This window comes from Rhodococcus sp. PBTS 1 (assembly GCF_001620025.1).
Lineage (GTDB): Bacteria > Actinomycetota > Actinomycetes > Mycobacteriales > Mycobacteriaceae > Rhodococcoides > Rhodococcoides kroppenstedtii.
In genome coordinates this window covers 1,641,079-1,664,605 of record NZ_CP015219.1, presented here as the reverse complement: position 1 = coordinate 1,664,605, position 23,527 = coordinate 1,641,079, and the positions used below count along the sequence as shown (strand labels likewise).

Sequence of the window (23,527 nt, the reverse complement as noted above, 5' to 3'; positions counted from 1 at the left end):
ACCGTCCGAGCCGATCCTCGCCGATCCTCGCGCTCGCCGGAAGGAACCATGTCCGAACAGTCCTCGTCCGCTGCCGCCTCGTCCGCCCGCGGCGTCGTCTTCGTCGACGGCATCCGCACCCCGTTCGGCAAAGCCGGCCCCAAGGGGATGTACGCCGACACCCGCGCCGACGACCTGGTGGTCAAGTCCATCCGGGAACTCTTGCGCCGCAACCCGGAACTGCCGCCCGAGCGGGTCGACGAGGTCGGCATCGCCGCCACGACCCAGACCGGTGACCAGGGCCTGACCATCGGTCGCACCAGCGCGCTGCTCGCCGGACTCCCGCAGAGCGTCCCCGGCTTCGCCGTCGACCGCATGTGCGCCGGCGCCATGACCGCCGTGACCACCACCGCGTCGGGCATCGGATTCGGGCAGTACGACGTGGTGATCGCCGGCGGCGTCGAGCACATGGGCCGCCACCCGATGGGCGAGGGCGTCGACCCGAACCCGCGCTTCCTCGCCGACCGCCTCGTCGACCCCAGCGCTCTGGTCATGGGCAACACCGCGGAGAACCTGCACGATCGGTACCCGTCCATCACGAAGGACCGCACCGACGCCTACGCCGTCGCGAGCCAGGAGAAGTACGACGCCGCCAAGCGCGCCGGGCTCATCGGCGAGACCCTCGTGCCCGTCGCCACCAAGTCCGCCGCAGGCTGGGGCCTCGCCACCGAGGACGAGCCGCCACGCCCCGGCACCACGCTGGAGAACCTCGCCGCGCTGAAGACGCCGTTCCGGCCGGCCGGCCGGGTCACCGCCGGCAACGCCGCAGGTCTGAACGACGGCGCCACCGCGGCGATCCTCGCGGGTGAGGACACCGCGGCCGAGCTCGGCCTGAAGGTCGGCATGCGCATGGTGGGCTTCGCCTTCGCCGGCGTCGATCCCGCCGTCATGGGCGTCGGCCCGGTGCCGGCCACCGAGAAGCTGCTGGCGCGCACCGGCCTGTCGATCGGCGACATCGGCCTGTTCGAGATCAACGAGGCCTTCGCCGTTCAGGTCCTCGCGTTCACCAAGCACTTCGGCATCGCCGACGACGACGCTCGGGTCAACCAATGGGGCGGCGCCATCGCCTGCGGCCACCCCCTCGCCTCGTCCGGCGTTCGGCTGATGACCCAGCTCAGCCGTCAGTTCGCCACTCGCCCCGACGTCCGTTACGGCCTGACCACCATGTGCATCGGCCTCGGCATGGGCGGCAGCGTCATCTGGGAGAACCCGAACTTCGACGGGAGCAAGTGACCATCATGACCGAATCCACCACCGCTCCGGCGGAATCCACCACCGCCCCGGCCGCATTCGCCGACGAGGTCGTCACGCACGCCTTCACGCGCATCCTCACCGTCCCGGGCATCGACGGACCCGTCGCGCTCGTGACCATCGACAACGGCTTCGACCACACCAAGCCGTCCACCTTCGGCCCGGCCGGACTCGACGCGCTCGATGCGGCGCTCGACGAGGCCTACGCCGCCGACCCGGTCGCCGTCGCCGTCACCGGCAAGCCGTTCGTCTTCGCCGTCGGCGCGGACCTGAACGGTGTGCCGAAGATCGCCGACCGGGAGGTCGCCCTGACGATGGGGCGTCGCGGCCACGCCGTGTTCCGTCGTCTCCGCGAGTCGCCGGTGCCGACGTTCGCCTTCGTCAACGGCGCCGCACTCGGCGGCGGCCTGGAACTGGCCCTGCACTGCCACTACCGGACCGTCGCGGACAACGCCGCCGCGCTGGGCCTGCCCGAGGCCTTCCTCGGACTCGTGCCCGGCTGGGGCGGAACGCAGTTGCTGCCCAACATCATCGGGCCCTCCGCCGCCGTGACGGTGGTCGTCGAGAACGCCCTCAACCAGAACCGCATGCTGAAGCCCGCCGACGCGCAGAAGATCGGTATCGCCGACGCGGTGCTCGGCGGTGCCGACTTCCTCGAGCAGTCGCTCGTCTGGGCCGCGTCGGTGCTCGCCGGTGACGTCGTTCCCGCCCGGCCCGAGGTCGATCGCGGCCAGGCGTGGGACGACGCGATCACGCGCGCGAAGGGCATCGTGGCCGGCAAGACACGCAACCATGCCCCCGGCCCCGTCAAGGCCGTCGAGCTCTTGGAGCTGGCGCGGAACACCGATCTCGCCGATGCGGCGTCGCTGGACCGCGGGTTCGCCGCCGAGGACGAGGCGCTCGCCGACCTCCTCATGGCCGACGAGCTGCGAGCGGGCCTCTACGCCTTCGACCTGGTCCAGAAGCGGGCCAAGCGTCCCGCCGGCGCTCCCGACAAGTCCGCGGCCCGCAAGGTCACCGGCGTCGGCATCGTCGGTGCCGGACTCATGGCCAGCCAGCTCGCGCTGCTCTTCGTGCGCCAGCTGAAGGTGCCGGTGATCCTCACCGACATCGATCAGGAGCGCATCGACAAGGGCGTCGGCTACGTGCACGCGGAGATCGACAAGCTGCAGGGCAAGAAGCGCCTGTCACCCGATGCCGCGAACCGACTCAAGGCACTCGTGTCCGGCTCGCTGGACAAGGCCGCGTTCGCGAAGACCGACTGGGTCATCGAGGCCGTCTTCGAGAACCTCGACGTCAAGAAGAAGGTGTTCGCCGAACTCGAGGAGTACGTCTCCCCCGAGACGATCCTGGCGACCAACACCTCCTCGCTGTCCATCACCCGCATGGCCGCCGACCTGAAGCACCCCGAGCGAGTGGTGGGCTTCCACTTCTTCAACCCGGTCGCCGTCCTGCCGCTGCTCGAGGTCATCCGCGGCGAGAAGACGGACGACGCGACGCTGGCCACCGCGTTCGCCACGGCCAAGTCGCTGAAGAAGTCGGCCGTGCTGGTCGCCGACAAGCCGGGCTTCGTGTTCAACCGGCTGCTCACCCGCGCCCTCGGCGAAGTCATGAACGCCATCGACGAGGGCACGCCCTTCGACGTCGCGGACGACGCCATCGGGGAACTCGGCATGCCCATGAGCCCGCTGACCCTGCTGTCCCTCGTCGGCCCGGCGGTGGCGCTGCACACCGGCGAGACGATGGCCGAGTACTACCCGGAGCGCTTCCACGACTCCCCCGGCCTCCAGGCCATGGTGGCCGCGAAGAAGTCCGCGGTGTGGACCTACGGCGCCGACGGCACCAAGACCGTCGATCCGGAGGTTGCCGATCTGTGGCCGCAGGGCGACTCGCCGTCCACGTCCGAGCAGGTCCTCGATCGCACGCGCCGCGCCTTCGCCGAGGAGATCGACATCATGCTCACCGAGGGCGTCGTCGCCGCGGCGCAGGACATCGACCTGTGCCTGATCCTCGGTGGCGGGTTCGGATTCTGGAACGGCGGCATCACCCCGTACCTGGACCGCACCGGCACCTCCGAGGCCGTCACCGGACACCGCTTCCTCGACAAGGGCGTGGCCAGCCTCTAGTTCCACCGACACCTCCGGGTGGGTGCTCCGCGCATCCGCCCGGAGGTGTCGTCGTCTGCGCAGGTTCCCGCCACCCTCACCGGTTGCAATCAGTGCGCTTGACCAGAACCTGCGCAGGTTCCCTCTGACCGTATTGCGTAGGTTAGGCTACCCTCGTGAAACGTACCCGCCTCGTTCCCCTCGTCGCCGCGACGGCCGCCGTCGCCCTCGTGGCCGGCTGCTCGTCCGACTCCGGCTCCGACACCGCCTCGGGCACCTCGGCCGACGGCGCGTTCCCCGTCACCATCGAGCACACGTTCGGATCCACGGAGATCCCCTCCGCCCCCGAGCGCATCGTCACGATGGGCTGGAACGCCCAGGACATCCTCGGCGCGCTCGGCGTGACCCCGGTCGGACAGCCGCGGTACACGTACGGCGCCGACGAGAACGGCGTGATGCCGTGGGCGCAGGAGTTCTACGACGCGGACGCCACCACGCTGTACGAGGACCCGGCGGCGGGTGATCCGGACGTCGAGGCTCTCGCCGCGCTGGGGCCCGACCTGGTGCTGGCTCCTTACGAGGGCTTCTCGCAGACGTACTACGACACCCTGAGCGGAGTCGCACCCGTCGTCGCGTACCCCGGCGGCGCCTGGCAGACCACGTGGCAGGAGCAGACCACGATGATCGGCGAGGCCGTCGGCAAACCCACCGAGGCGCAGGATCTCATCGACGGACTGGGTGAGCGGCTCGCCGCCGAGGCCGAGGCCAACCCCGAGTTCGCGGGCAAGACGATCGCGGTGGTGAACCTCGACACCGACGGCGGCCAGGCGAACGTCTACCTGCCCACCGATCCTCGGGTGCAGGTGCTCAACGAGATGGGCTTCGTGAACGCGCCGGGTGTGACCGCGCTGGCCGACGCCGACACCACCGGCTCGTTCTTCTCCACGGTCTCTCTCGAGAACGTCCAGAGCTTCGACGCGGACGTCGTGGTCGCCTTCACCCCGGAGGGCTTCACCTTCGACTCGGTCCCCGCGCTGGCCACCCTGCCCGCGGTGCGGTCCGGATCGGCGATCGCGATGACCGACGAGCAGGTCATCGCCGGACTGAGCAACGTCAACCCGGTGTCGACGCCGTGGGTGCTCGAGCGCATCCTGCCGCAGCTGAAGGACGCCGCCGGCAAGGCAGCCTGACCGCGACGCGGGCGGTGGCTCGGTCAGATGCCGTCCGGCCGATGGCCGAGCCACCCGAACACCCGACCGGCGATGTCGGCCGGGGTCAGCCCGATCTCCCGATGGATGCGATCACGCGAACCGTGGTCCAGGAACTGTTGCGGCACACCGAGATCTCGGCACGGCACGTCGACACCCGCAGCACGCAGCGCCGCGGACACCGATGCCCCGATGCCGCCGTGCAGGCCGCTGTCCTCCACCGTGACCACCAGGCGATAGTCCGCCGCGAGCTTGGTCAGCGACTGCGGCACCGGCAGCACCCAACGCGGATCGACGACGGTGGCACGCACGCCACCCGCGGACAACTCCTCCGCCGTGTCGAGGGCCAACGACGCGAACGGCCCGACGGCCACGAGCAGGACGTCGCCCGGCCCGTCGGTCTCGTGGAGGACGTCGACGACGTCGTCGATGCGGCGCACGGCCACCGTGCTCTCCGGCACGGCCCCCTTGGGGAAGCGAATCGCGGTGGGACCGTCGGACACCGCCAACGCCTCGGCCAGTTCCTCACGGAGGGTGGCGGCATCACGAGGCGCGGCGACCTTCATGTTCGGCACGATGCCGAGCAGCGACATGTCCCACATGCCGTTGTGGCTCGCGCCGTCCGATCCGGTCACCCCGGCGCGGTCCAGCACCAGCGTCACGGGCTGCTTCAGCAGCGCGACGTCCATGAGCAGCTGGTCGAACGCGCGGTTGAGGAACGTCGAGTAGACGGCGACCACCGGATGCAGGCCGCCGAGGGCCAAGCCCGCTGCGGACGTCAGGGCGTGCTGCTCGGCGATGCCGACGTCGAAGAAGCGGTCCGGGTACCGGTCACCGAACGCGGCGAGGCCGGTGGGTCCCGCCATGGCCGCCGTGATGGCGACGACGTCAGGGCGCTCGGCGGCGAGCTCGATGAGCTCACGCGAGAACACCGACGTCCAGTCGGGGGCGGCCACGGCGACGGCGCGGCCGGTCAGCGGGTCGATCACGCCGGTGGAGTGCATCTGATCGGCGACGTCGTTCTCGGCGTGCGAGTACCCCATGCCCTTGCGGGTCACGGCGTGGACGATGACCGGTCCCCCGTAGGCCTTCGCGCGGCGCAGCGCCGACTCCATGGCCGACTGATCGTGCCCGTCGACCGGACCGAGGTACTTGATGCCGAGGTCGGTGAACATCACCTGGGGACTGACGGCGTCCTTCAGCCCGGCCTTCATGCCGTGCAGCATGGCGTAGGCGGGCGAACCGACCACCGGGATGTTCCGGACGACGCGACGACCCGTGTCGAGCGCGCGTTCGTATCCGGGCTGCAGACGCAGGGTGGCGAGGTGATCGGCCAGACCGCCGATGGTCGGCGAGTAGGAGCGGCCGTTGTCGTTGACGACGATGACCAGCGAGCGGTCCTGGCCGGCCGCGATGTTGTTGAGGGCCTCCCAGCACATGCCGCCGGTCAGGGCGCCGTCCCCGACGATCGCGACGACGTGCCGGTCCGACCGGCCGGTGAGGGCGAAGGCCTTGGCGAGTCCGTCGGCGTAGGAGAGCGAGGCGGACGCGTGCGACGACTCCACCCAGTCGTGCTCGCTCTCCGCCCGCGACGGGTAGCCGGACAGGCCACCGTCCTTGCGCAGCGTGTCGAAGCGGTCGGCCCGCCCGGTGACGATCTTGTGGACGTAGGCCTGATGACCGGTGTCGAAGATCACGGCGTCGGTGGGCGACTCGAACACCCGATGCACGGCCAGCGTCAGTTCGACGACGCCCAGATTCGGCCCGAGATGGCCGCCCGTGGCGGACACCTTCTCCACCAGGAACTGCCGGATCTCGGAGGCGAGCTCGGTCATCTCGTCGAGGGAGAGGGCACGCAGGTCGCCGGGCTCGTGCACACGTGACAGAACACCCAACGAAATCGTCTCCCCTCGTACGGTCCGACCGGGGCGCGCCGATCGGTCACGCCAGTCTACGTGTCACCGAGCGTCGCGTTACCGTACGACGGGCCACAGGGAGCACCGACGGAACGAGGCACCGAGAACGATGACCGACGTCGTGCAGCACATCCTCGACGACGTGTACGCGCTGTGCGCGCAGGATACCTCCGGCGCCGTCGCCGACTACATCCCGGAGCTCGCGTCCGCGGAACCCGAGCGCTTCGGCATCTGCCTCACTACCGCGGACGGATACGTCTACGAGGTGGGCGACACGCGGGTGCCCTTCACCATCCAGTCGGTCTCCAAGCCGTTCACCTACGCTTTGGCCCTCGCCGACCGCGGCGAGGAGGCGGTGGCGGCGAAGATCGACGTCGAGCCGTCGGGCGAGCCGTTCAACGAGATCAGCCTCGACCCCGTCACCGAACGCCCGCGCAACCCGATGATCATTGCCGGGGCCATCACCGCCGCGTCGCTGGTGGCGGGCGACACCCCCGGCGAGCAGTTCGAGCGCATCCGTCGGTCCTTCTCCCGGTTCGCGGGCCGTGACCTCGAGCTGGACGCCGCCGTGCACGCCTCGGAAGCCGCCACCGGGCATCGCAACCGCGCCATCGGACACATGTTGCGCTCGTTCGGCGTGGTCGAGTCGGATCCCGACGCGGCCGTCGACCTGTATTTTCGGCAGTGCTCGCTGACGGTCACCGGCCGGGACATCGCCCTGATGGCCGCGACTCTCGCCAACAACGGCACCAACCCGTGCACCGGAGTCGTCGCCGCCGACCCCGTGCTGACCGAGCGCGTACTCAGCGTCATGACCACCTGCGGCATGTACGACGGAGCGGGCGACTGGGTCAACCGCGTCGGGCTCCCCGCCAAGAGCGGTGTCGCCGGTTCCGTCATGGCCGTCCTGCCCGGACAGCTCGGCATCTCCGTCTTCTCCCCCCGCCTCGACGGTCACGGCAACAGCGTGCGCGGCGTCCTCGCGTGCCGTGAGTTGTCCCGCCGCCTCGAACTCCACTTCCTCCACGTCGGACGCGCCGCCCGCAGCGCGGTCCGAGCCCGGTACAGCCTCGTCGACGCCCCGTCGCGGCGCCGCCGCACCGCATCCGAACAGCGCACCCTCGCCGAACGGGGCTCGCGCGCACGGATCTTCGAACTGCACGGCGACCTGTTGTTCTCGGCCGCGGAGTCGGTCGTGCGTGCGGTGACACCGGCCGCGGACGAGACCCCGCCGGATGCGGTGGTACTGGACATGCGCCGCGTCGACGACGTCAGCGGAGTCGCGCGGTCCATGCTCGACGCGCTCGCCGATCAACTTCGAACCGCCGGGTGTGCCGCGGGGTTGGTCGATCCACGCGGCACCATGGCGCACACGGTGTCCACGCTCGCCGACCGGAACGGCTCCGGCCGGGTGTTCGCGACCCTGGACTCGGCGCTCCGGTGGGCCGAGGACGTCGTCCTCGATCGGTGGTGCGACGGGCCGCGCCAGGCCACCGAGGTCTCGCTCGCCGAGCACCCGGTGCTGGCGGCGGCGACCCCGGACCACCGAGACGGCATCATGGCGCTCACCACCACCGTCCGGCACGCGCCGGGAACCGTCGTCGCCGACGTCGGCGACCCGGCACTCGGGCTGGCCCTGGTGCTGTCCGGTCGGGTGACCGTGGAATTCGTCTCCGACGACGACGTGGTCCGCCCGGTGTCGACGCTGTCCGCGGGGATGAGCTTCGGCGAGATTCCGCTGGTCCGGCGCAGCGAGTTCGGGCTGCGGATCACCGCGGTCGAGGACACCGAGGTGGCCGTTCTCGCGCCGGCCGACTTCGACCGGCTGCGCGTCGAGGACCCGGCCGCGACGGCGGATCTGGTGATCACGCTGCTGGACCGCGCCTACGAGCAGGTGGAGACGATCGTCGGGGCGCTGAGGCAGCGGACCACCTAGCGGGCTCGGGCCGACTAGAACGTGACCGCGACGATCGGCTGACCGGTGGGCGCATCGGACCCGCCCTCGGGCTCGACGGTGACGGCCCAGGTGGTGGCGCCCGACAATCCGGTGACCAGGTGCTCCCGGTCCGCGGTGGCGCTGTCGGCCTCGATGAGTCCGGCGGGCCGGGGCGCGGGGTCCGCGCCGATGAGCCACATCTCGAACACTCGCCCGTCGCCGGGGTCGGCGACCCCGTCGAGCGTGACGACGGCCGCGTCCTGCGTGGGCGACCACGCGACGGTGGCCGAGCCGCCGCCCTCGACGGCCACGGTGCTGCGCTGGACGTCGTCGGCGGCGAGCACGGTCGCGGTCGGCGAGGCCGGATCGGAGCCGAACTGCTGGGACACGACGGCTCCCCCGACGCCGACCACGAGGACGGCAGCGGCGGCCGCGGCGGCGAGGCGCCACCGGCGAGTGCGACGACGATCGTCGAGCGAGACCACCGGGGACGGCTCCGGGACCTGGTCCGGGCGACCGGACACGGTCTCGGGCTCGACGGCAGCGAGGATCCGCTCCCGCAGATGCACGGGCGCGGGAGTGGCATCCGCGTCGGCGGTGAGCGCGAGGGTGACGTGGACCGATTCGACGACGGCGTCGAACCGGGCGCGCTGCTCGGCGGGCGCCAACGCCACGCGTCGGTCGATGTCGGCGCGTTCGGCGTCGTCCACGGCGTCCAGCGCGTAGGCGTACGCGAGGTCGATCAGGTCCCGAGGTTCCGCGTCGCCGGACGGGGACGAAGGCAGGGAAGGCACGGAAGGCATGGGGTCGAGCTCGTCTTTCCGATGTCGGCCGGGGCCGGCAGGGTCACTCACCGCCGTCCACCCCCAGACATTTCTGTAGCTTGATCAATCCGTCCCGGATGCGGGACTTCACGGTGGGCACGGCGACTCCGAGTCGCTCGGCCACCTCGCGGTAGGTCCATCCGTTGTAGTACGCCATGCGGACGGATTCACGTTGGGTCTCGGTGAGCGAGGCGAGACAGCGCACCACCGCTTCGGATTCCAGGGTCTGAGTGACCGACTCGAGTACCTCGTCGTGCGCCGGGTTGTGTGCCTTACTGCCGTAGAGCGCCTCGCGGTCGGTGCCGGACTGTTCCGACCGCACCCGGTCGACCGCGCGGCGATGCGCCAGCGTCATCATCCAGGCCAGAGGCGAGCCTTGGGCGGGGTCGTAACGGTCCGCGGACCGCCAGATCTGCAGGAAGACCTCCTGCGTCGTCTCCTCGCTGAACCCCGGATCCCGCAGGACACGGAGCACCATGCCGTAGACGCGGGAGGAGGTGAGGTCGTACAACCGACCGAACGCGGCCTGGTCACCCGTCGCGGACGCGGACAGCAGCGAGCGCAACTCGTCGGCCTCGGCGGCTCGCCGGGCCTTCACGTCGGACGTCGGCACCACGCAGGCCGCATCGACCGCGCCTGCGTCGACCGCTGCCGATTCGACCGTGTCCGACTCGTCCGCACTCATCGCGCGTGATCCGACGCGGAACAAGATGTGTCGTTCATCGACCACGACACTAGTGGTCATCGTCCACACCTCACTACCGGCCGCGCCGACTCGTCGTGGTCCACCCCCCACACAGACCTTGTGTTCCGTCATCGGGGATTCGGTACCGAGGACCGCTCGGACCGGAACCGAACCGGCCGGAATTCAAATCCGTTGCGACGACGCGCGCCGGCGCGCACGATGCGTGCGCATCGACCGGGTTCGTCACCCGACCCGCGATGACTTTTCGATCCGACAGGAGTCGTCACCGGTATGAATCCCCCCATCACCGACGGGGCGCGCCTCGCCCCGGCCGACGGCATCGCCACCGACCTCGCGATCGAGGCGACCGGCCTCACGAAGACGTTCGGGTCCACCGTCGCGGTGGACGGCGTGGACCTCGCCGTGCCGCGCGGCGGCGTCTACGGCGTGCTCGGCCCCAACGGTGCGGGCAAGACCACCACCATGCGCATGCTCGCGACGCTGACGAGCATCGACGGCGGGTCCGCCCGGGTCCTCGGCCACGACGTGGCCACCGAACCCGACGCCGTGCGGTCGGCCGTGTCGCTGACCGGACAGTTCGCGTCGCTCGACGAGGACCTGACCGGCTGGGAGAACCTGGTGCTGTTGTCCCGCCTGTACGGCTACAGCCGACCGGCCGCACGCGAGCGCGCGGACCTGTTGCTGCAGGTCTTCGACCTGTCGGCCGCGGCGAGCAAGCAGGTCAAGACGTACTCCGGCGGGATGCGGCGACGGGTCGACATCGCCGCCGGCCTGGTCGTCACACCGGCACTGATGTTCCTCGACGAGCCGACCACCGGCCTCGACCCGCGCAGCCGCAACCAGGTCTGGGAGATCGTGCGGTCACTGGTCGCGGGTGGAACCACGGTCCTGCTCACCACCCAGTACCTCGACGAGGCCGATCAGCTGGCCGACCGCGTCGCCGTCATCGATTCCGGTCGCGTCATCGCCGAGGGCACCACCGGCCAGCTGAAGGCCTCGGTGGGCTCGGGCTCCCTGCACGTCCGGGTGGTCGAGTCCGCCACCCGTCCCGAGGCGGCGCGGATCCTGCGGGAGACGCTGCGGACGGACGTGATCGAGGAGCCGGATCCGGCCGCCCTCACCTCCATCGTCGACGACACGGCCGCGGTGGCGCGCGGCCTCACCGCCCTGCACGAGGCCGGTATCGAGATCGGCACCTACGCGCTCGGGCAACCGAGCCTCGACGAAGTGTTCCTGGCCCTCACCGGCCGACCCACCGACCAGGAGGCGTCCTGACGATGACCACCACCGAGTCCGGCGTCCGCACGGCGGGCGCGACCCCGTCCGTCGCCGACCTGCTCGCGTCGTCCGGGCCGAGGCCCGCGCGCCCGACGGCGTCGTCGACCGCATTCTCCTTCGGCTGGCGCGCGCTGCTCAAGATCAAGCACGTCCCCGAGCAGCTGTTCGACGTGACGATGTTTCCCATCATGTTCACGCTGATGTTCACGTTCCTGTTCGGCGGAGCGCTGGCGGGCTCGACGGGGGCCTACATCCAGTTCCTGCTGCCCGGCATCCTGGTTCAGACGGTCGTGATGATCACGATGTACACGGGAATGACGTTGAACCGGGACATCGAGAAGGGCGTGTTCGACCGCTTCCGGTCCCTGCCGATGTGGCGACCGGCGCCGCTGGTGGGCGCCCTCCTCGGGGACGTCGTGCGCTACACCCTCGCGTCCACCATCGTGCTGGCGCTCGGATTCGCGCTGGGCTTCCGGCCGGCGGGCGGTCTGCTCGGAATGGTGGTCGCCGTGGGGCTGCTGCTGGCGTTCTCGTTCTGCGTCTCGTGGGTGTGGACGATGTTCGCGCTGATGATGCGCAGCGAAACCGCCGTCATGAGCGTGTCGATGCTCGTGCTCTTCCCGCTCACCTTCGCCAGCAACATCTTCGTCGACCCGGCCACCATGCCCGGCTGGCTGCAGGCGTTCGTGGAGGTCAACCCGGTGTCCCATCTGGTGACCACCCTGCGCAGCGTGTCCGACGGCGCGGTGGACACCCACGCCCTGATGTGGACGGGCATCTGGTCGGCGGGACTGCTCGCGATCTTCGGACCGATCACCATGCGGCTCTACAACCGCAAGTAGGTCCGCTCAGCGCACCAGGGCGGCGATGCACTCCACGTGGCTGGTGAGCGGGAACGCATCGAACGCCCTGAGGTGCTCGAGGCGATAGCCGTGCGAGAGGTAGAGACCGACGTCGCGGGCGAAGGAGGCCGGGTCGCAGCCGACGTGGACCACGCGGCGCGGCCCGGCGTCCGCGACGGCGGCCACCACGGCCTTCCCGGCGCCCGCCCGCGGCGGGTCGAGGATCACGGTCGCCGGGTCGGCCGGCAGGTCCGCGATCGCGTGCTCCACGGGCGCCGCTCGGAGGTCGACGGCCGGGAGGTCGGCCAGCGCGGCGCGACCGTCGCGCACGGCGTCGGCCCCGGCCTCGACGCCGACGACCGATCCGCTGCTTCCGGCGTCGCCCGCCACCGCGGCCGCGAAGACCCCCGCGCCGGCGTACAGATCCCACACCGTGTCGCCCGGTCGGACGTCTGCCCACTCGCGCACCACCGCGGAGTACCGGTCGGGGGCGTGGCGGTGAGCCTGCCAAAAGCCGTGGGCGTCGACCGTCCACTCCCGGTCACCGACGCGCTGCCGCGCTCGACCCGAGCCGACGACGGCGCGATGGGCGCGGGGTGCGGACCGGCGAGCCCGTCGGGACGACGCCGCCCGACGCGCACCACCACCGGCCCGCGACGACGACCCGGGAGGGGCGATCTCGACGACGTGCCGGGCGCCGTCGGAGTCCAGCGCCACCGCGAGATCCGCACCGGGAGTCCAGGTGCGATCGGCGAGTCCGTCGTAGGCGACGGCGGGCGACTGGGGACAGGCGAGGTCGGTGACCAGCTCCGCGCTGCGCGCGCGGTGGAAGCCGGCGTGGCCGTCGGCGCCCACCCCGAGCCGGAGCCGGGTCCGCCATCCGGTCCGCTCGCCCCAGGTCTCCACGTCGACGTCGGTCTCCACCCGGGCGATGCGTCGCAGTTGCTCGGACACCACCGCCGCCTTCCACGCCCGCGCGCCGGCCTCGCTCGTGTGGGACAGGTCGCAGCAGCCGGACGCTCCGGGCCCCGCGATCGGGCACAGCGGAGCGATCCGCTCGGGTGAGGCGTCGACGATTTCGACGGCGTCGGCTCGGCAGAAGCTGCCTCCGGTGTCCTCGGTGATCAGGGCGCGCACCGTCTCCCCCGGCAGGCTGTGCCGGACGAAGATCACCCGGCCGTCGTATCGCGCCACGCAGAATCCGCCGTGCCCCGGCGTGCCGACCACGACCTCGAGCACGCGGCCCGCCCAGGACTCGCTCATGCGCCGGGGCCGGAATCGCGAGGCGACTCGTATCCGCGCCGAGACCCACCCGGCGCGTTCTGCAGGCTCTCGCGCTTGGCCCGCTCGGACGAGTTGAGCTGCCACGGCACGCTGGTCACCATGACGCCGGGCTGGAACAGCAGGCGGCTCTTGAGCCGCAGGGCGCTCTGATTGTGCAGGACCTGCTCCCACCAGTGCCCGACGACGTACTCGGGGATGAAGACGGTGACGACGTCCCGCGGCGAGTCCCGCTTGACGCGCTTGACGTAGTCGAGCACCGGCTTCGTGATCTCCCGGTAAGGCGACTCGACGACCTTGAGCGGAACGGTGACGTCGCTCTTCTCCCAGTCCCGCACCAACGCACGCGTGTCGGCCTCGTCGACGTTGACGGTGATCGCTTCGAGGGTGTCCGGCCGCGTGGCGCGCGCGTACGCGAGAGCGCGCAGCGTCGGGCTGTGCAGCTTGGACACCAACACGATCGAATGCGTGCGGCTGGGCAGCACGCCGTCCCACTCGACGTCGGACAGTTCTGCCGACACCGAGTCGTAGTGCTTCCGGATCAGCTTCATGAGTCCGAAGATGAACAGCATCGCCGCGATCGCGATCCACGCGCCGGCCAGGAACTTGGTGATCAGCACGATCACCAGCACCACGCCGGTCATGGCCAGTCCGATGCCGTTGACCACGCGGGAGCGCATCATGCGCCGACGGGACGCCGGGTCGGTCTCCTCGCGCAGCAGCCGCGTCCAGTGCAGCACCATGCCGGTCTGGCTGAGCGTGAACGACACGAAGACGCCGACGATGTAGAGCTGGATGAGCTTGGTCACCTCGGCACCGAAGACCACGACGAACGTGATCGCGGCGGCCGAGAGGAAGACGATGCCGTTGCTGAACGCCAGGCGGTCACCGCGCGTGTGGAACTGACGAGGAAGGAACCGGTCCTGCGCCAGGATCGAGCCGAGCACCGGGAACCCGTTGAACGCAGTGTTGGCGGCCAGAACCAGGATGAGCGCCGTGACGATGGTGATGAAGTAGAAGCCGGGGGTGAACCCCTGGAAGACGGCCTCCGCGAGCTGCGCGATCAGCGTCTTCTGCTCGTACCCCTCGGGCGCGCCGATCAGCTGGGTCGCAGGATCCTCCGCGTACTTCACGCCGATCTTCTCGGCCAGCACGATGATCCCCATGAGCAGGGTGACGCCGATGGTGCCGAGCAGCAGCAGCGTGGTGGCGGCGTTGCGAGACTTCGGTTTGCGGAACGCCGGCACGCCGTTGGAGATCGCCTCCACACCGGTCAGCGCCGCGCAGCCGGACGAGAACGCGCGGGCGAGCAGGAACGCGAACGCGATGCCGTAGAGGTGACTGTCCTCGGCCTGCAGGTCGAAGGCCGACGACTCGGCCGACACGTCCTCCCCGAGCACGAAAACCTGGATCAGCCCCCACGCCAGCATGACGAACATGCCGATCATGAAGGCGTACGTCGGAATCGCGAACGCCGTGCCGGACTCGCGGACGCCGCGCAGGTTCACCGCGGTGATGGCCGCGATGGCCGCGACGGCGAACAGCACCTTGTGTTCGGCGACGAACGGCACCGCGGACCCGATGTTCGACGCCGCGGCCGAGATGGAGACGGCGACGGTGAGGACGTAGTCGACCATCAGCGCGCTGCCGACGGTCAGACCCGCCGTGGAGCCGAGATTGGTGGTCGCCACCTCGTAGTCGCCGCCGCCGGACGGGTAGGCGTGGACGTTCTGCCGGTAGCTCGCGACGACGACCGCCATGACGACGGCCACGGCCAGGCCGATCCACAGCGAGAACGAGTACGCCGTGATGCCGGCCACCGACAGCACCAGGAAGATCTCCTCCGGCGCGTAGGCGACCGACGACATGGCGTCGGAGGCGAAGACGGGCAGCGCGATGCGCTTGGGCAGCAGCGTGTGGCCGAGCGTGTCGCTGCGGAACGGCCGACCCAGCAGCAGCCTCTTGGTGGCCGTCGAAAGCTTGGACACAGGCAGAAGCGTAAGCCGTGCCGGACTCGACCGGGGGGCAGGGTGACCGATAGCGTGAGCGCGTCGGTCCTGCCCACGCATTTCTTCCGCCCCGAACGGAGCAGTCGTTGTACGTCGTCGTCATGGGGTGCGGCCGAGTCGGATCGTCGCTCGCCACCGCCCTGTCCCGCCTCGGGCACGAGGTGGCCGTCATCGATCGCGACCCCACCGCCTTCGGTCGCCTCGGCAGCGCCTTCACCGGCCGTCGGGTCACGGGGATGGGTTTCGACCGGGACGTCCTGGTGGAAGCAGGGATCGACCGCGCCGACGCGCTCGCCGCGGTCTCCTCCGGAGACAACTCCAACATCATCTCCGCGCGCGTCGCGCGGGAGACCTTCGGCGTCGAGCGAGTGGTCGCGCGGATCTACGACGCCAAGCGCGCCCGCGTGTACGAACGCCTGGGCATCCCGACGGTGGCGACGGTGCCGTGGACGACGGACCGCTTCCTGCACACCCTGATCCACGACAACGAGCAGACCAAGTGGCGCGACCCGTCGGGCAACGTCGCGGTCACCCGCCTCGACCTCGCCGACGGCTGGGTCGGGCGCAGCGTCACCCTGCTCGAGAAGACCACCGGCACCCGGGTGGCGTTTCTCATCCGCTTCGGCAGCGGGCTGCTCCCCGACCGGAAGACGGTACTGCAGGCCGAGGACGAGGTGTGGGTGGCCGCCGTCGACGGCATGGTCGCCGAGGCCGTCGCGCTCGCGAGCAGCCCGCCCCCCGAGGAATGACGCCCGCCGCCCACCGTCGCACCTCGACCCGAGAAGGAACCCGAGTATGAGAGTCGCCATCGCCGGAGCGGGCGCCGTGGGACGGTCCATCGCCCGCGAACTGCTGCGTTCCGACCACCATGTGCTGCTGATCGAACGCAAGCTCGACCACGTCGACCCCGAGTCGGTGACGGACGCGGAGTGGGTGCACGCCGACGCCTGCGAGCTGGCGACCCTCGAGGACGCCGGCATCGAGTCGTACGACGTCGTCATCGCCGCGACGGGAGACGACAAGGCCAACCTGGTGCTGAGCCTGCTGGCCAAGACCGAGTTCGGCATCGACCGTGTCGTCGCGCGGGTCAACGATCCGCGCAACGAATGGCTCTTCGACGGGTCCTGGGGCGTCGACGTCGCGGTGTCCACCCCGCGGATGCTGGCGTCGTTGGTCGAGGAGGCCGTGTCGGTCGGCGATCTGGTCCGGCTGATGACCCTGCGTCAGGGCAAGGCCAATCTGGTCGAGATCACGCTCCCGGCCACCACTCCCCTGGCGGGCAAGCCGGTGCGGAAGGTGACTCTGCCGCGGGACGCGGCGCTGGTGACCATCCTGCGCGGGGGTCGCGTGATCGTGCCGCAGGCCGACGATCCGCTCGAGGGCGGCGACGAACTGCTGTTCGTGACCACGGTCGACGTCGAGGACGAGCTACGCGCCTGCCTGGGACTCGCGCGACCCTGACTCCCGCTCCGCCGACTCGCGCGGTCGAGGGTCGGCCGCCTCGGCGACGATCGCATCGGCCCGGCGGACGGCCCAGAACGTGACACCGAACGCGACGGCGGCCAGTGGCCACCCCATCGCAATACGCGCGACGGCGAGCCACCCTGTCTCGTCGGCGTCGTACAGCTGGGACTGCACCAGGTACCGCGCGACGAAGACGAGGACCCACGCGGCCGTGGCGATGTCGTACGCCCGCACGGCACGGCGATGCTCGCGCCACTGCCGAGCCGTGCCGTTGAGGTAGCCCCAGATGATGCCCACCAGCGGCCGACGCACGAGGATGGACACGAGGAACACTCCGCCGTAGACGAGCGAGGTGTAGATGCCGAACAGGAAGTAGCCCTTGGCATCACCGGTGCGGTGGGCGATGAACGCGCACAGCGCGACGCCGAAAAATCCCGAGATCGCGGGCTGGACGGGATCGCGGCGCACGAGGCGCCAGAGCAGGATGGCGACGGCGAGTCCCAGCGCGGACCAGATGGCCGCCGTGAGACCGGCGAGCGCGTTGACGGGCACGAACACCAGCACCGGCAGCGTCGAGAACACGAGACCGCTGACGCCGCCGAGTTGGGCGAGCACGGTGGGCGGCGGGGCGTCGGTGTCGATCTTCGGAGCGTCGCTCATGTCTGCTCACCCTGCCAGACGGGGCGGGGGAACGCCGAGACCGTGCTGCGGAGTCAGTCTCCGGACCGCAACTCGTAGTAGGGGTTGTAGATGACCTTGCGCCCGTCGCGCTCGCCCACCCGTCCCCGGACCAGGAGCTGCGTGCCGGACTCGATACCCGCGATCTTGCGACGACCCATCCAGACGAGCGACAGCGTGTCGGTGCCGTCGAAGAACTCGGCCTGGACGGCGGCGTTGGCGGACTTGCTGCACGCCTCGACGCTGCGGAGGCGACCGATCATGGTGACCTCGTCACCGCGGGAACAGTCGCAGGCGCGTTGCGCACCGGACGCCCGGGACTCCGACTCCATGTCCTCGGCATCGAGCTGGTCGATGTCCTCGGTCAACTTCCGAGCCATGCGTCGGAAGTATCCTGCGGCAGCGGGTGCCATGGTTGCTCCTGGAGCGTTCGCGCGGGCCGTCCGCGACTGGTGTTTCGCTTCTGTCAGCGCCACTGTAGACCCCGACCGCATGCCCCACCACACCCCTCGAGCGTCTGCTGGATCACGTCCGACGACCGACCTCGAGTGGACCGCGAAGGAGCCGCCTCCATGACGGACACCACCCTCGTGATGCTGCCGGGCACCGGATCGGACGCCGCGTTCGTCCGGGCGGCGTTCGGTCCCGCGTCGGCGGCGGCGGGATGGTCGTCGGTCGCGGTCGATCCGACCCCGTCCGACCTGATCGCCGGGTATCGACGCGCACTCGACGACGCGGCCCGCGAGGCTGAACACCGAGGCGGGCGCCTGCTCGTCGGCGGGGTGTCGATCGGGGCCGCGGTGGCGGCGCGCTGGCTCCTCGACCGCGCCCGATCCGGCGCCGCGGACGGCGTGGTGGACGGTGTGATCGCCGTGATGCCCGCCTGGACGGGCGACCCGGACTCCGCCCCCGCCGCGGTCCTGGCGCGCGGCTCGGCCGAGATGCTGCGCCGCGACGGCCTCGAGGTCACCCTGGACCGCATGGCCGCGTCCAGCCCGGACTGGCTGGTACGCACGCTGGCGCCGTCCTGGCGGTCGCAGTGGCCGGCGCTCCCGGACGCCCTCGACGAGGCGGCCGCCTACCCGTCGCCCACGACGGACGATCTTGCAGCACTCGACGTCCCGGTGGCCGTCGTCGGGGTCGACGGCGATCCCGTCCATCCGGTGTCGGTCGCCCGGGCGTGGACGGCCGCGGCGCGGCGCGGCGCGATCACGACGACGACGCTCGACGAGGTCGGCCGGGACAGCGCCGTGCTCGGACGGTGCGCCCGGGACGCCATGGCCGTCCTGTCCGAGGCGTCCGCCTGAGCCGGCGGCGGCCGGTCAGCCCAGTTGCTGCATCGCCGACCCGGACGGGCCGCGTCGACCACCACCGGCGTTCGGGTCCTCGGTGGACGGCTGCTGCGGGCCGGCCGCCTGGTGCTGAGCTGCTGCTTGCTGCTGGGCGGCCGCTTGCTGGGCGGCCTGTTGCTGGGCCGCTGCCTGCTGTTGCTGCTGCGCCGCCGCGAGCTGCTGCGCGAGCGCCTGTGGGAGCGTGACCGGCAGCGGAGTGCGCACCGGGTGCGGATCGGATCCCCGATCCACGATGGTGCCCGCCACGACCGCACGCGCCTGCTGGACCAACGGCGACTCGGCACCGACGGACCCCGCCGGACCCGTCGCGACCCCGCGAATCATCCAGCGGTACCCGTCGACCCCGATGAAACGGAGTTCGCCGCCGGCGGTCAGACCCACCACCTCGCGTCCGAACGGTCCGCTCTCGACCGACACCGTCGCGTTGTCCCGCCGCAGGGTGTCGGCCAGTTCCGTGGCCACCTCCCGCCACTGCCCGGGCGACTTCGGCGCCGCGAACGCCGCCACCGTGATCCGCCCGTGCTGGGTGACGATGTGCACTGCCTGCGGCGTGCCCTGCTGCGTCATCTCGACCTGCAGCTGCCCGCCCGCCGGGAGGGGCAGCAACACCGAGCCGAGGTCGAGGCGCCCCTGCGCGATCTCCTCGCGCTCGCCCTCACGATCCTCGATGGACCACGGGCCGCTGTCGGGATCGGCGGTCCCGTCGGCAGCATCGACGTCGTCGGATCCACTCGCGTCGGGACCCGGGTCGTCGGACTCCGGTGCGAGAGACGTCGCGTCCGCCGCGGCCTCCTCGTCGTGCGGGTCCCGCTTCTTCTTCCTGCCGAACATGCTCACTCCTTCTCGCTCGCGCTCGCGGCGGGGCCGTCCCCGGGTGTCGACGTCCGCTGGACCGTCGGCGCATCACCCAGCGCTGCATGACCGCCGCTCGAGCCGTACCCGCCGTGACCGCGCGTCGTCTCGTCCAGGGTGTCCACCTCGACGAATCGGGGCAACTCCACCCGCTGCACCACCAACTGCGCCACCCGATCGCCGCGTCGCAACTCGATGGGCGTCGACCTGTCGTGGTTGATCAGACATACCTTGATCTCGCCGCGATAACCCGCGTCGATCGTGCCCGGGGTGTTCACCACCGACAGTCCCGTCCGCGCTGCGAGGCCCGACCGAGGGTGGATCAACCCCACCGTTCCCACGGGCAACGCGACGGCGATCCCGGTTCCCACCAACACCCGCGCGCCCGGGTCGATCACGACGTCCTCGGTGGCGGTGAGGTCCACGCCGGCGTCCCCCGCGTGCGCGCGCGTGGGAACGGGGACGGATGGATCGAGCCGGCGAAACGACACGGCCCACGCGCCGTCGTCGGGTCCGGAATGGGGGTCGGTCACGGTCGACGACGTTACCCGGCAACCCGCACGCGGCGGACCGTCGCACCGCACGCACTACCCTGGTGACCGTGGGAGAGAACGACACGCAGCGTCCGAACCGGGCGGGCACGGCCGAGACCGTCCTGCACGACGAGCGGCTCGGCGTCCCGCTCTGGTACTGGTTCGCCGGTGTCGGCGTCGCCGCGATCCTTTCCGCCGAGGTGCACCTGGGATCGCCCGGCATCCCGGCCTGGCTGCCGTACCTGGTCCTCGTGCCGTTCGCGGTGTGGATCGTCGCTCGCCTGGGGCGCACCCGCGTGCGCGTGGTGGAGCGCGACGGCGAGCGGTACCTGCTCGCGGGCAAGGCCACCCTGCCGGCCTCCGTCGTCTCGCGGGCGGCCGCCGTCCCTGCGTCGGCGAAGAGCGCGGCACTGGGCCGTCAGCTCGATCCCGCGGCGTTCGTCCTCAACCGGTCCTGGGTGAAGACGATGGTTCTGGTGGTCCTCGACGACGAGGACGATCCGACGCCCTACTGGCTGGTCAGCAGCCGCCGTCCGGACGACGTCGTCGCGGCCCTCGTCCACGGCAGCTGAGCTCGCCCGCGCCGTTCCCCGCAAGACACGCCCGCGACACGACAACGGGCACCCGACGTGGTCGGGTGCCCGGTACGTGATTCCTGCGGATCGAGACGGCTCGATCAGGCCGGCCCGCCGCGCCGGCGATCAGGCTGCACAGTCGCGGCAGATCGGAGCGCCTCCGTTCTCCTCGGCCAGTCGCGACCGATGATGAACGAGGAAGCAACTCGAACACGTGAACTCGTCCGCCTGCTTCGGGACAACCCGGACGGAGAGTTCCTCGCCCGAGAGATCGGCGCCGGGCAGTTCGAACGACTCCGCGGTGTCGGTCTCGTCGATGTCGACGACGGAGGACTGCGCCTCGTTGCGTCGTGCCTTCAGTTCTTCCAGCGAGTCCTCCGACACGTCGTCGGATTCGGTACGCCGTGGTGCGTCGTAATCGGTAGCCATGACCGTGTCCCCTTACCTTCCTGCAGGACCGGGATGGGTGCCCCGATCCTCTCGATCGCCTTCGTGGGGGATGTGCAAGACGTCGACCGCTTCTTGTTCGACGAACTCGTTCCTCGCGTTCCTACATCCTCGGTCGCACCGCACGCGGTGCTTCCGAACGGTGTTCGTGGCCGAACAGCCATTCGGGTCGAGTTGTTCCCGATACGTCGTTCCCGCCCCTTCGGGCGACGTGTCCGACGTCCATTCGCAGCCGAGGCCGCTGCGGATGACCTGCGCCGCCGATGGCGCGGGCGGGCCGGCCATTCCTGGCCGGGCCGCCAGACAATAGCCGACGCCCGACCGGATCGAAAGCACCGCGCCATCCTGCGCCCTGTCGGGCGCCGGGCGCGATCCTGCGCCCTGTCGGGCGCCGGGCGCGATCCTGCGCCCTGTCGGGCGACAGCGGCCACTACAGTGAGCGCGACACCCCGCCGTCCGGCGCCTCCGGGACCTGCCCCGGGCGGGGACCGACGACGGAAGGGCAGCCGCCAACGTGGTTTCGTACATCACCGGGGGATCGTCCACCGACGATCGCGGTCGGCCGTTCCGCCGCCGTCGCCCGGCTCCGATCCTGATCGTGCTGGTGGTGCTTGCCCTGGCCGGCGCCGCGGTGTGGGTGCGAGTACTGACGGCCACCGAGACGGGCACCGAGGCGGTGGCGTGCAACGCGCCCCAGCCGCCGTCCGATCCGGCGGCACCGACGGCGGCCGCGCTGGGCGAGGTGGTCGACGCCGGAGTCGTCGACGAGTCGCAGCCGCTCCCGCTCGCGGCCACGAAGGTGCGGGTGTTCAACGCCAACGGTCAGGGCGGCCAGGCCGCCGAGATCGCGGCGGATCTGAACAACTACGGCTACGCCAGCGCTCCCGACGTCCAGGTGGGCAACGACCCGGTGTACGTCGATCAGAACATGCAGTGCATCGCGCAGATCAGGTTCGGGGAGGCCGGCGTCGCCGCGGCCGGCACCGTCGCGCTCGTCGCGCCGTGTGCGGAGTTCGTGCGCGACGACCGCGCGGACGACACGGTCGATCTCGCGCTCGGCACCAACTTCCGTGCGCTGCAACCCAACACGGACGCCGAGGAAGTGGTCCGCACGCTCGCCGAGGTGCCGCCCGGTCAGCCCGCACCGGCCCTCGACCTCGACCTGTTGCAGGCGGCGCGCACCGTCGACTGCTGAGACGGCTTCGCCGCGACGACTGCGCCGAGACGACTACTGCGCGCCGGCGCCGTCCGGAATGGGATCCAAGGCTCCGAGGCTGTCCAGCAGGGCCGAGAACGCGTCGGCCACACCCGGCGCCGCCGCCACGGTGACCTCGCCGTCGCTGCTGCGCGAGTGCGGCGACGGGGTGCGCACCCGCGCACCCGCCTCCGCCGCGATCAGCGCGCCGGCCGCCCAGTCCCAGGGCGAGAGGCCGTGTTCGAAGTGGGCGTCCACCTGCCCCTCCGCGACCATGCACAGGTCGAGCGCCGCCGAGCCCACCCGGCGCAGGTCGCGGACCTGCGGCAGCAGGGCGCCCACCACCTCGCCCTGGCGGCGGCGACGGGCCGCGCCGTAGCCGAACCCGGTGGCCACCAACGCCATCGACACGTCGTCGACGTCTCGGACGGACAGGCGGATCCACTCCCCGCCGTCGTCGCTGACCCACGCGCCGCCGCCGAGTCGGGCAGCGTACGTCCGGCGTCGGACGACGTCCTCCACGGCGCCCGCGACGGACCGACCGTCCACCTGCGCGGCGACCGACACCGCGTAGGCGGGCAGGCCGTAGAGGAAGTTCACGGTGCCGTCGATGGGGTCGACCACCCAGCGCACCCCCGACGGCGCCTGCCTCGCTCCCCCGCCTTCCTCGCCCAACACGTCGTCGTTCGGCCGTCGCTCGGCGAGTCGCTCCCGCACCACGTGCTCGGCTTCGGTGTCCACCACGGTGACCGGGTCGGTGGGCGTGGACTTGGACTGCACGGCGTCCGCCACGGACGGGGCGCCGCCGCGCCCGAAGACCTCGGGTCGGCGGCGTGCGATGTGTCGACCGGCCTCGCGAGCGACGTCGACGGCGATGCGCTGCAGCGATTCCGGGTCGTCGTCGGCACGAGAACGGTCGGCGGGCACGGGGGTTTCCCTCGACGATGTCACCTCCCAATCCGACCACATCGCGGACCGACGCGCCGCCCCGTCCCGGGCCGCCCCGAGCAACTAGGGTGATCCGCGAGCGCCAGGT

The 23,527-nt window shown here is 71.0% G+C and carries 22 protein-coding genes; 11 read left to right on the top strand and 11 right to left on the bottom strand.

Features of this window, described 5'->3' with window-relative positions; translation table 11 throughout:
* Positions 1 to 48 precede the first annotated feature (48 nt).
* From A3Q40_RS07550 to A3Q40_RS07540, 3 genes are all read left to right on the top strand, one after another.
* Positions 49 to 1,272 carry a thiolase family protein gene (locus A3Q40_RS07550; protein ID WP_068100903.1) on the top strand — a complete coding sequence of 408 codons (1,224 nt, stop codon included), beginning with the start codon at positions 49 to 51 and terminating at the stop codon, positions 1,270 to 1,272.
* A 5-nt stretch (positions 1,273 to 1,277) separates the two neighbouring features.
* Positions 1,278 to 3,416, top strand: a complete 2,139-nt coding sequence (locus tag A3Q40_RS07545; RefSeq protein ID WP_068105588.1) for a 3-hydroxyacyl-CoA dehydrogenase NAD-binding domain-containing protein — start codon at positions 1,278 to 1,280, stop codon at positions 3,414 to 3,416.
* A 155-nt stretch (positions 3,417 to 3,571) separates the two neighbouring features.
* A complete protein-coding gene (locus A3Q40_RS07540; RefSeq protein WP_068100901.1) occupies positions 3,572 to 4,585 on the top strand; it encodes an iron-siderophore ABC transporter substrate-binding protein in 1,014 nt (337 codons plus the stop codon).
* Positions 4,586 to 4,608: 23 nt separating this feature from the next.
* On the opposite strand, the gene dxs is transcribed toward A3Q40_RS07540, so the two are convergent.
* A complete protein-coding gene (gene dxs / locus A3Q40_RS07535; protein ID WP_082833816.1) occupies positions 4,609 to 6,498 on the bottom strand; it encodes a 1-deoxy-D-xylulose-5-phosphate synthase in 1,890 nt (629 codons plus the stop codon).
* A gap of 130 nt (positions 6,499 to 6,628) precedes the next feature.
* On the opposite strand from dxs, the gene glsA reads away from it, so the two are divergent.
* The gene (gene glsA / locus A3Q40_RS07530) at positions 6,629 to 8,455 is read left to right on the top strand and encodes a glutaminase A (RefSeq protein WP_068100899.1); all 1,827 of its coding nucleotides are present in this window, start codon (positions 6,629 to 6,631) and stop codon (positions 8,453 to 8,455) included.
* 14 nt (positions 8,456 to 8,469) lie between these two features.
* Here glsA and A3Q40_RS07525 read toward each other — a convergent pair whose 3' ends face one another.
* Positions 8,470 to 9,249 (bottom strand): anti-sigma factor, encoded by a 780-nt coding sequence (locus A3Q40_RS07525; RefSeq protein ID WP_068100896.1) that lies wholly within the window; start codon positions 9,247 to 9,249, stop codon positions 8,470 to 8,472.
* A 52-nt stretch (positions 9,250 to 9,301) separates the two neighbouring features.
* Positions 9,302 to 9,964, bottom strand: a complete 663-nt coding sequence (locus A3Q40_RS07520) for a sigma-70 family RNA polymerase sigma factor (RefSeq protein WP_157889712.1) — start codon at positions 9,962 to 9,964, stop codon at positions 9,302 to 9,304.
* Between the two features lie 291 nt (positions 9,965 to 10,255).
* Between A3Q40_RS07520 and A3Q40_RS07515 the strand changes: the two genes are divergently transcribed.
* Positions 10,256 to 11,260: an ATP-binding cassette domain-containing protein gene (locus tag A3Q40_RS07515; protein ID WP_068100891.1), complete on the top strand. Its 1,005-nt coding sequence runs from the start codon at positions 10,256 to 10,258 to the stop codon at positions 11,258 to 11,260.
* 2 nt (positions 11,261 to 11,262) lie between these two features.
* Positions 11,263 to 12,105 (top strand): ABC transporter permease, encoded by an 843-nt coding sequence (locus A3Q40_RS07510; RefSeq protein WP_068100889.1) that lies wholly within the window; start codon positions 11,263 to 11,265, stop codon positions 12,103 to 12,105.
* Positions 12,106 to 12,111: 6 nt separating this feature from the next.
* On the opposite strand, the gene A3Q40_RS07505 is transcribed toward A3Q40_RS07510, so the two are convergent.
* Both A3Q40_RS07505 and A3Q40_RS07500 read right to left on the bottom strand, forming a co-directional pair.
* A complete protein-coding gene (locus tag A3Q40_RS07505) occupies positions 12,112 to 13,368 on the bottom strand; it encodes a class I SAM-dependent RNA methyltransferase (RefSeq protein WP_068100887.1) in 1,257 nt (418 codons plus the stop codon).
* On the bottom strand, positions 13,365 to 15,374 hold the full coding sequence (locus tag A3Q40_RS07500) for an APC family permease (RefSeq protein ID WP_068100885.1): 2,010 nt from the start codon (positions 15,372 to 15,374) through the stop codon (positions 13,365 to 13,367). The genes A3Q40_RS07505 and A3Q40_RS07500 overlap by 4 nt, the downstream gene beginning before the upstream one ends.
* 107 nt (positions 15,375 to 15,481) lie before the next feature.
* On the opposite strand from A3Q40_RS07500, the gene A3Q40_RS07495 reads away from it, so the two are divergent.
* Entirely contained in the window at positions 15,482 to 16,144 is a 663-nt protein-coding gene (locus A3Q40_RS07495) for a potassium channel family protein (RefSeq protein ID WP_068100883.1), read from the top strand.
* 46 nt (positions 16,145 to 16,190) lie between these two features.
* Positions 16,191 to 16,856 carry a potassium channel family protein gene (locus tag A3Q40_RS07490; protein WP_068100881.1) on the top strand — a complete coding sequence of 222 codons (666 nt, stop codon included), beginning with the start codon at positions 16,191 to 16,193 and terminating at the stop codon, positions 16,854 to 16,856.
* Here A3Q40_RS07490 and A3Q40_RS07485 read toward each other — a convergent pair.
* Positions 16,824 to 17,519, bottom strand: a complete 696-nt coding sequence (locus A3Q40_RS07485; protein ID WP_068100879.1) for a DUF3159 domain-containing protein — start codon at positions 17,517 to 17,519, stop codon at positions 16,824 to 16,826. The two genes, A3Q40_RS07490 and A3Q40_RS07485, sit on opposite strands and share 33 nt — an antisense overlap.
* A 53-nt stretch (positions 17,520 to 17,572) precedes the next feature.
* Entirely contained in the window at positions 17,573 to 17,950 is a 378-nt protein-coding gene (locus A3Q40_RS07480) for an OB-fold nucleic acid binding domain-containing protein (RefSeq protein WP_068100877.1), read from the bottom strand.
* 159 nt (positions 17,951 to 18,109) lie between these two features.
* Between A3Q40_RS07480 and A3Q40_RS07475 the strand changes: the two genes are divergently transcribed.
* The gene (locus A3Q40_RS07475; RefSeq protein ID WP_068100875.1) at positions 18,110 to 18,844 is read left to right on the top strand and encodes a hypothetical protein; all 735 of its coding nucleotides are present in this window, start codon (positions 18,110 to 18,112) and stop codon (positions 18,842 to 18,844) included.
* 15 nt (positions 18,845 to 18,859) lie between these two features.
* On the opposite strand, the gene A3Q40_RS07470 is transcribed toward A3Q40_RS07475, so the two are convergent.
* Together A3Q40_RS07470 and dut are read right to left on the bottom strand one after the other, a co-directional pair.
* Complete coding sequence (locus A3Q40_RS07470) at positions 18,860 to 19,720, bottom strand: DUF3710 domain-containing protein (RefSeq protein WP_068100873.1); 861 nt, start codon at positions 19,718 to 19,720, stop codon at positions 18,860 to 18,862.
* 2 nt (positions 19,721 to 19,722) lie between these two features.
* Complete coding sequence (gene dut / locus A3Q40_RS07465) at positions 19,723 to 20,274, bottom strand: dUTP diphosphatase (protein WP_082834101.1); 552 nt, start codon at positions 20,272 to 20,274, stop codon at positions 19,723 to 19,725.
* A 68-nt stretch (positions 20,275 to 20,342) separates the two neighbouring features.
* Between dut and A3Q40_RS07460 the strand changes: the two genes are divergently transcribed.
* The gene (locus A3Q40_RS07460) at positions 20,343 to 20,846 is read left to right on the top strand and encodes a DUF3093 domain-containing protein (protein WP_068105582.1); all 504 of its coding nucleotides are present in this window, start codon (positions 20,343 to 20,345) and stop codon (positions 20,844 to 20,846) included.
* Positions 20,847 to 20,975: 129 nt separating this feature from the next.
* On the opposite strand, the gene A3Q40_RS07455 is transcribed toward A3Q40_RS07460, so the two are convergent.
* Complete coding sequence (locus tag A3Q40_RS07455; protein WP_068100871.1) at positions 20,976 to 21,278, bottom strand: DUF4193 domain-containing protein; 303 nt, start codon at positions 21,276 to 21,278, stop codon at positions 20,976 to 20,978.
* Between the two features lie 532 nt (positions 21,279 to 21,810).
* On the opposite strand from A3Q40_RS07455, the gene cei reads away from it, so the two are divergent.
* A complete protein-coding gene (gene cei, locus A3Q40_RS07450) occupies positions 21,811 to 22,491 on the top strand; it encodes an envelope integrity protein Cei (RefSeq protein WP_068100869.1) in 681 nt (226 codons plus the stop codon).
* A 33-nt stretch (positions 22,492 to 22,524) separates the two neighbouring features.
* Here the strand turns inward: cei and A3Q40_RS07445 are convergent, their stop codons facing one another.
* Positions 22,525 to 23,418, bottom strand: coding sequence for an inositol monophosphatase family protein (locus A3Q40_RS07445; protein WP_235606504.1), 894 nt, complete (start codon positions 23,416 to 23,418; stop codon positions 22,525 to 22,527).
* Positions 23,419 to 23,527: the final 109 nt, after the last annotated feature.

What these genes read in the sequence shown, in the direction of transcription:
- A3Q40_RS07550 (WP_068100903.1), top strand. Translation starts at nt 49, where the DNA reads ATGTCCGAACAGTCCTCGTCCGCTGCCGCCTCGTCCGCCCGCGGCGTC.
- A3Q40_RS07545 (WP_068105588.1), top strand. Translation starts at nt 1,278, where the DNA reads ATGACCGAATCCACCACCGCTCCGGCGGAATCCACCACCGCCCCGGCC.
- glsA (WP_068100899.1), top strand. Translation starts at nt 6,629, where the DNA reads ATGACCGACGTCGTGCAGCACATCCTCGACGACGTGTACGCGCTGTGC.
- A3Q40_RS07520 (WP_157889712.1), bottom strand. Translation starts at nt 9,964, where the DNA reads ATGAGTGCGGACGAGTCGGACACGGTCGAATCGGCAGCGGTCGACGCA.
- A3Q40_RS07515 (WP_068100891.1), top strand. Translation starts at nt 10,256, where the DNA reads ATGAATCCCCCCATCACCGACGGGGCGCGCCTCGCCCCGGCCGACGGC.
- A3Q40_RS07510 (WP_068100889.1), top strand. Translation starts at nt 11,263, where the DNA reads ATGACCACCACCGAGTCCGGCGTCCGCACGGCGGGCGCGACCCCGTCC.
- A3Q40_RS07505 (WP_068100887.1), bottom strand. Translation starts at nt 13,368, where the DNA reads ATGAGCGAGTCCTGGGCGGGCCGCGTGCTCGAGGTCGTGGTCGGCACG.
- A3Q40_RS07490 (WP_068100881.1), top strand. Translation starts at nt 16,191, where the DNA reads ATGAGAGTCGCCATCGCCGGAGCGGGCGCCGTGGGACGGTCCATCGCC.
- A3Q40_RS07485 (WP_068100879.1), bottom strand. Translation starts at nt 17,519, where the DNA reads ATGAGCGACGCTCCGAAGATCGACACCGACGCCCCGCCGCCCACCGTG.
- A3Q40_RS07480 (WP_068100877.1), bottom strand. Translation starts at nt 17,950, where the DNA reads ATGGCACCCGCTGCCGCAGGATACTTCCGACGCATGGCTCGGAAGTTG.
- A3Q40_RS07475 (WP_068100875.1), top strand. Translation starts at nt 18,110, where the DNA reads ATGACGGACACCACCCTCGTGATGCTGCCGGGCACCGGATCGGACGCC.
- A3Q40_RS07470 (WP_068100873.1), bottom strand. Translation starts at nt 19,720, where the DNA reads ATGTTCGGCAGGAAGAAGAAGCGGGACCCGCACGACGAGGAGGCCGCG.
- A3Q40_RS07455 (WP_068100871.1), bottom strand. Translation starts at nt 21,278, where the DNA reads ATGGCTACCGATTACGACGCACCACGGCGTACCGAATCCGACGACGTG.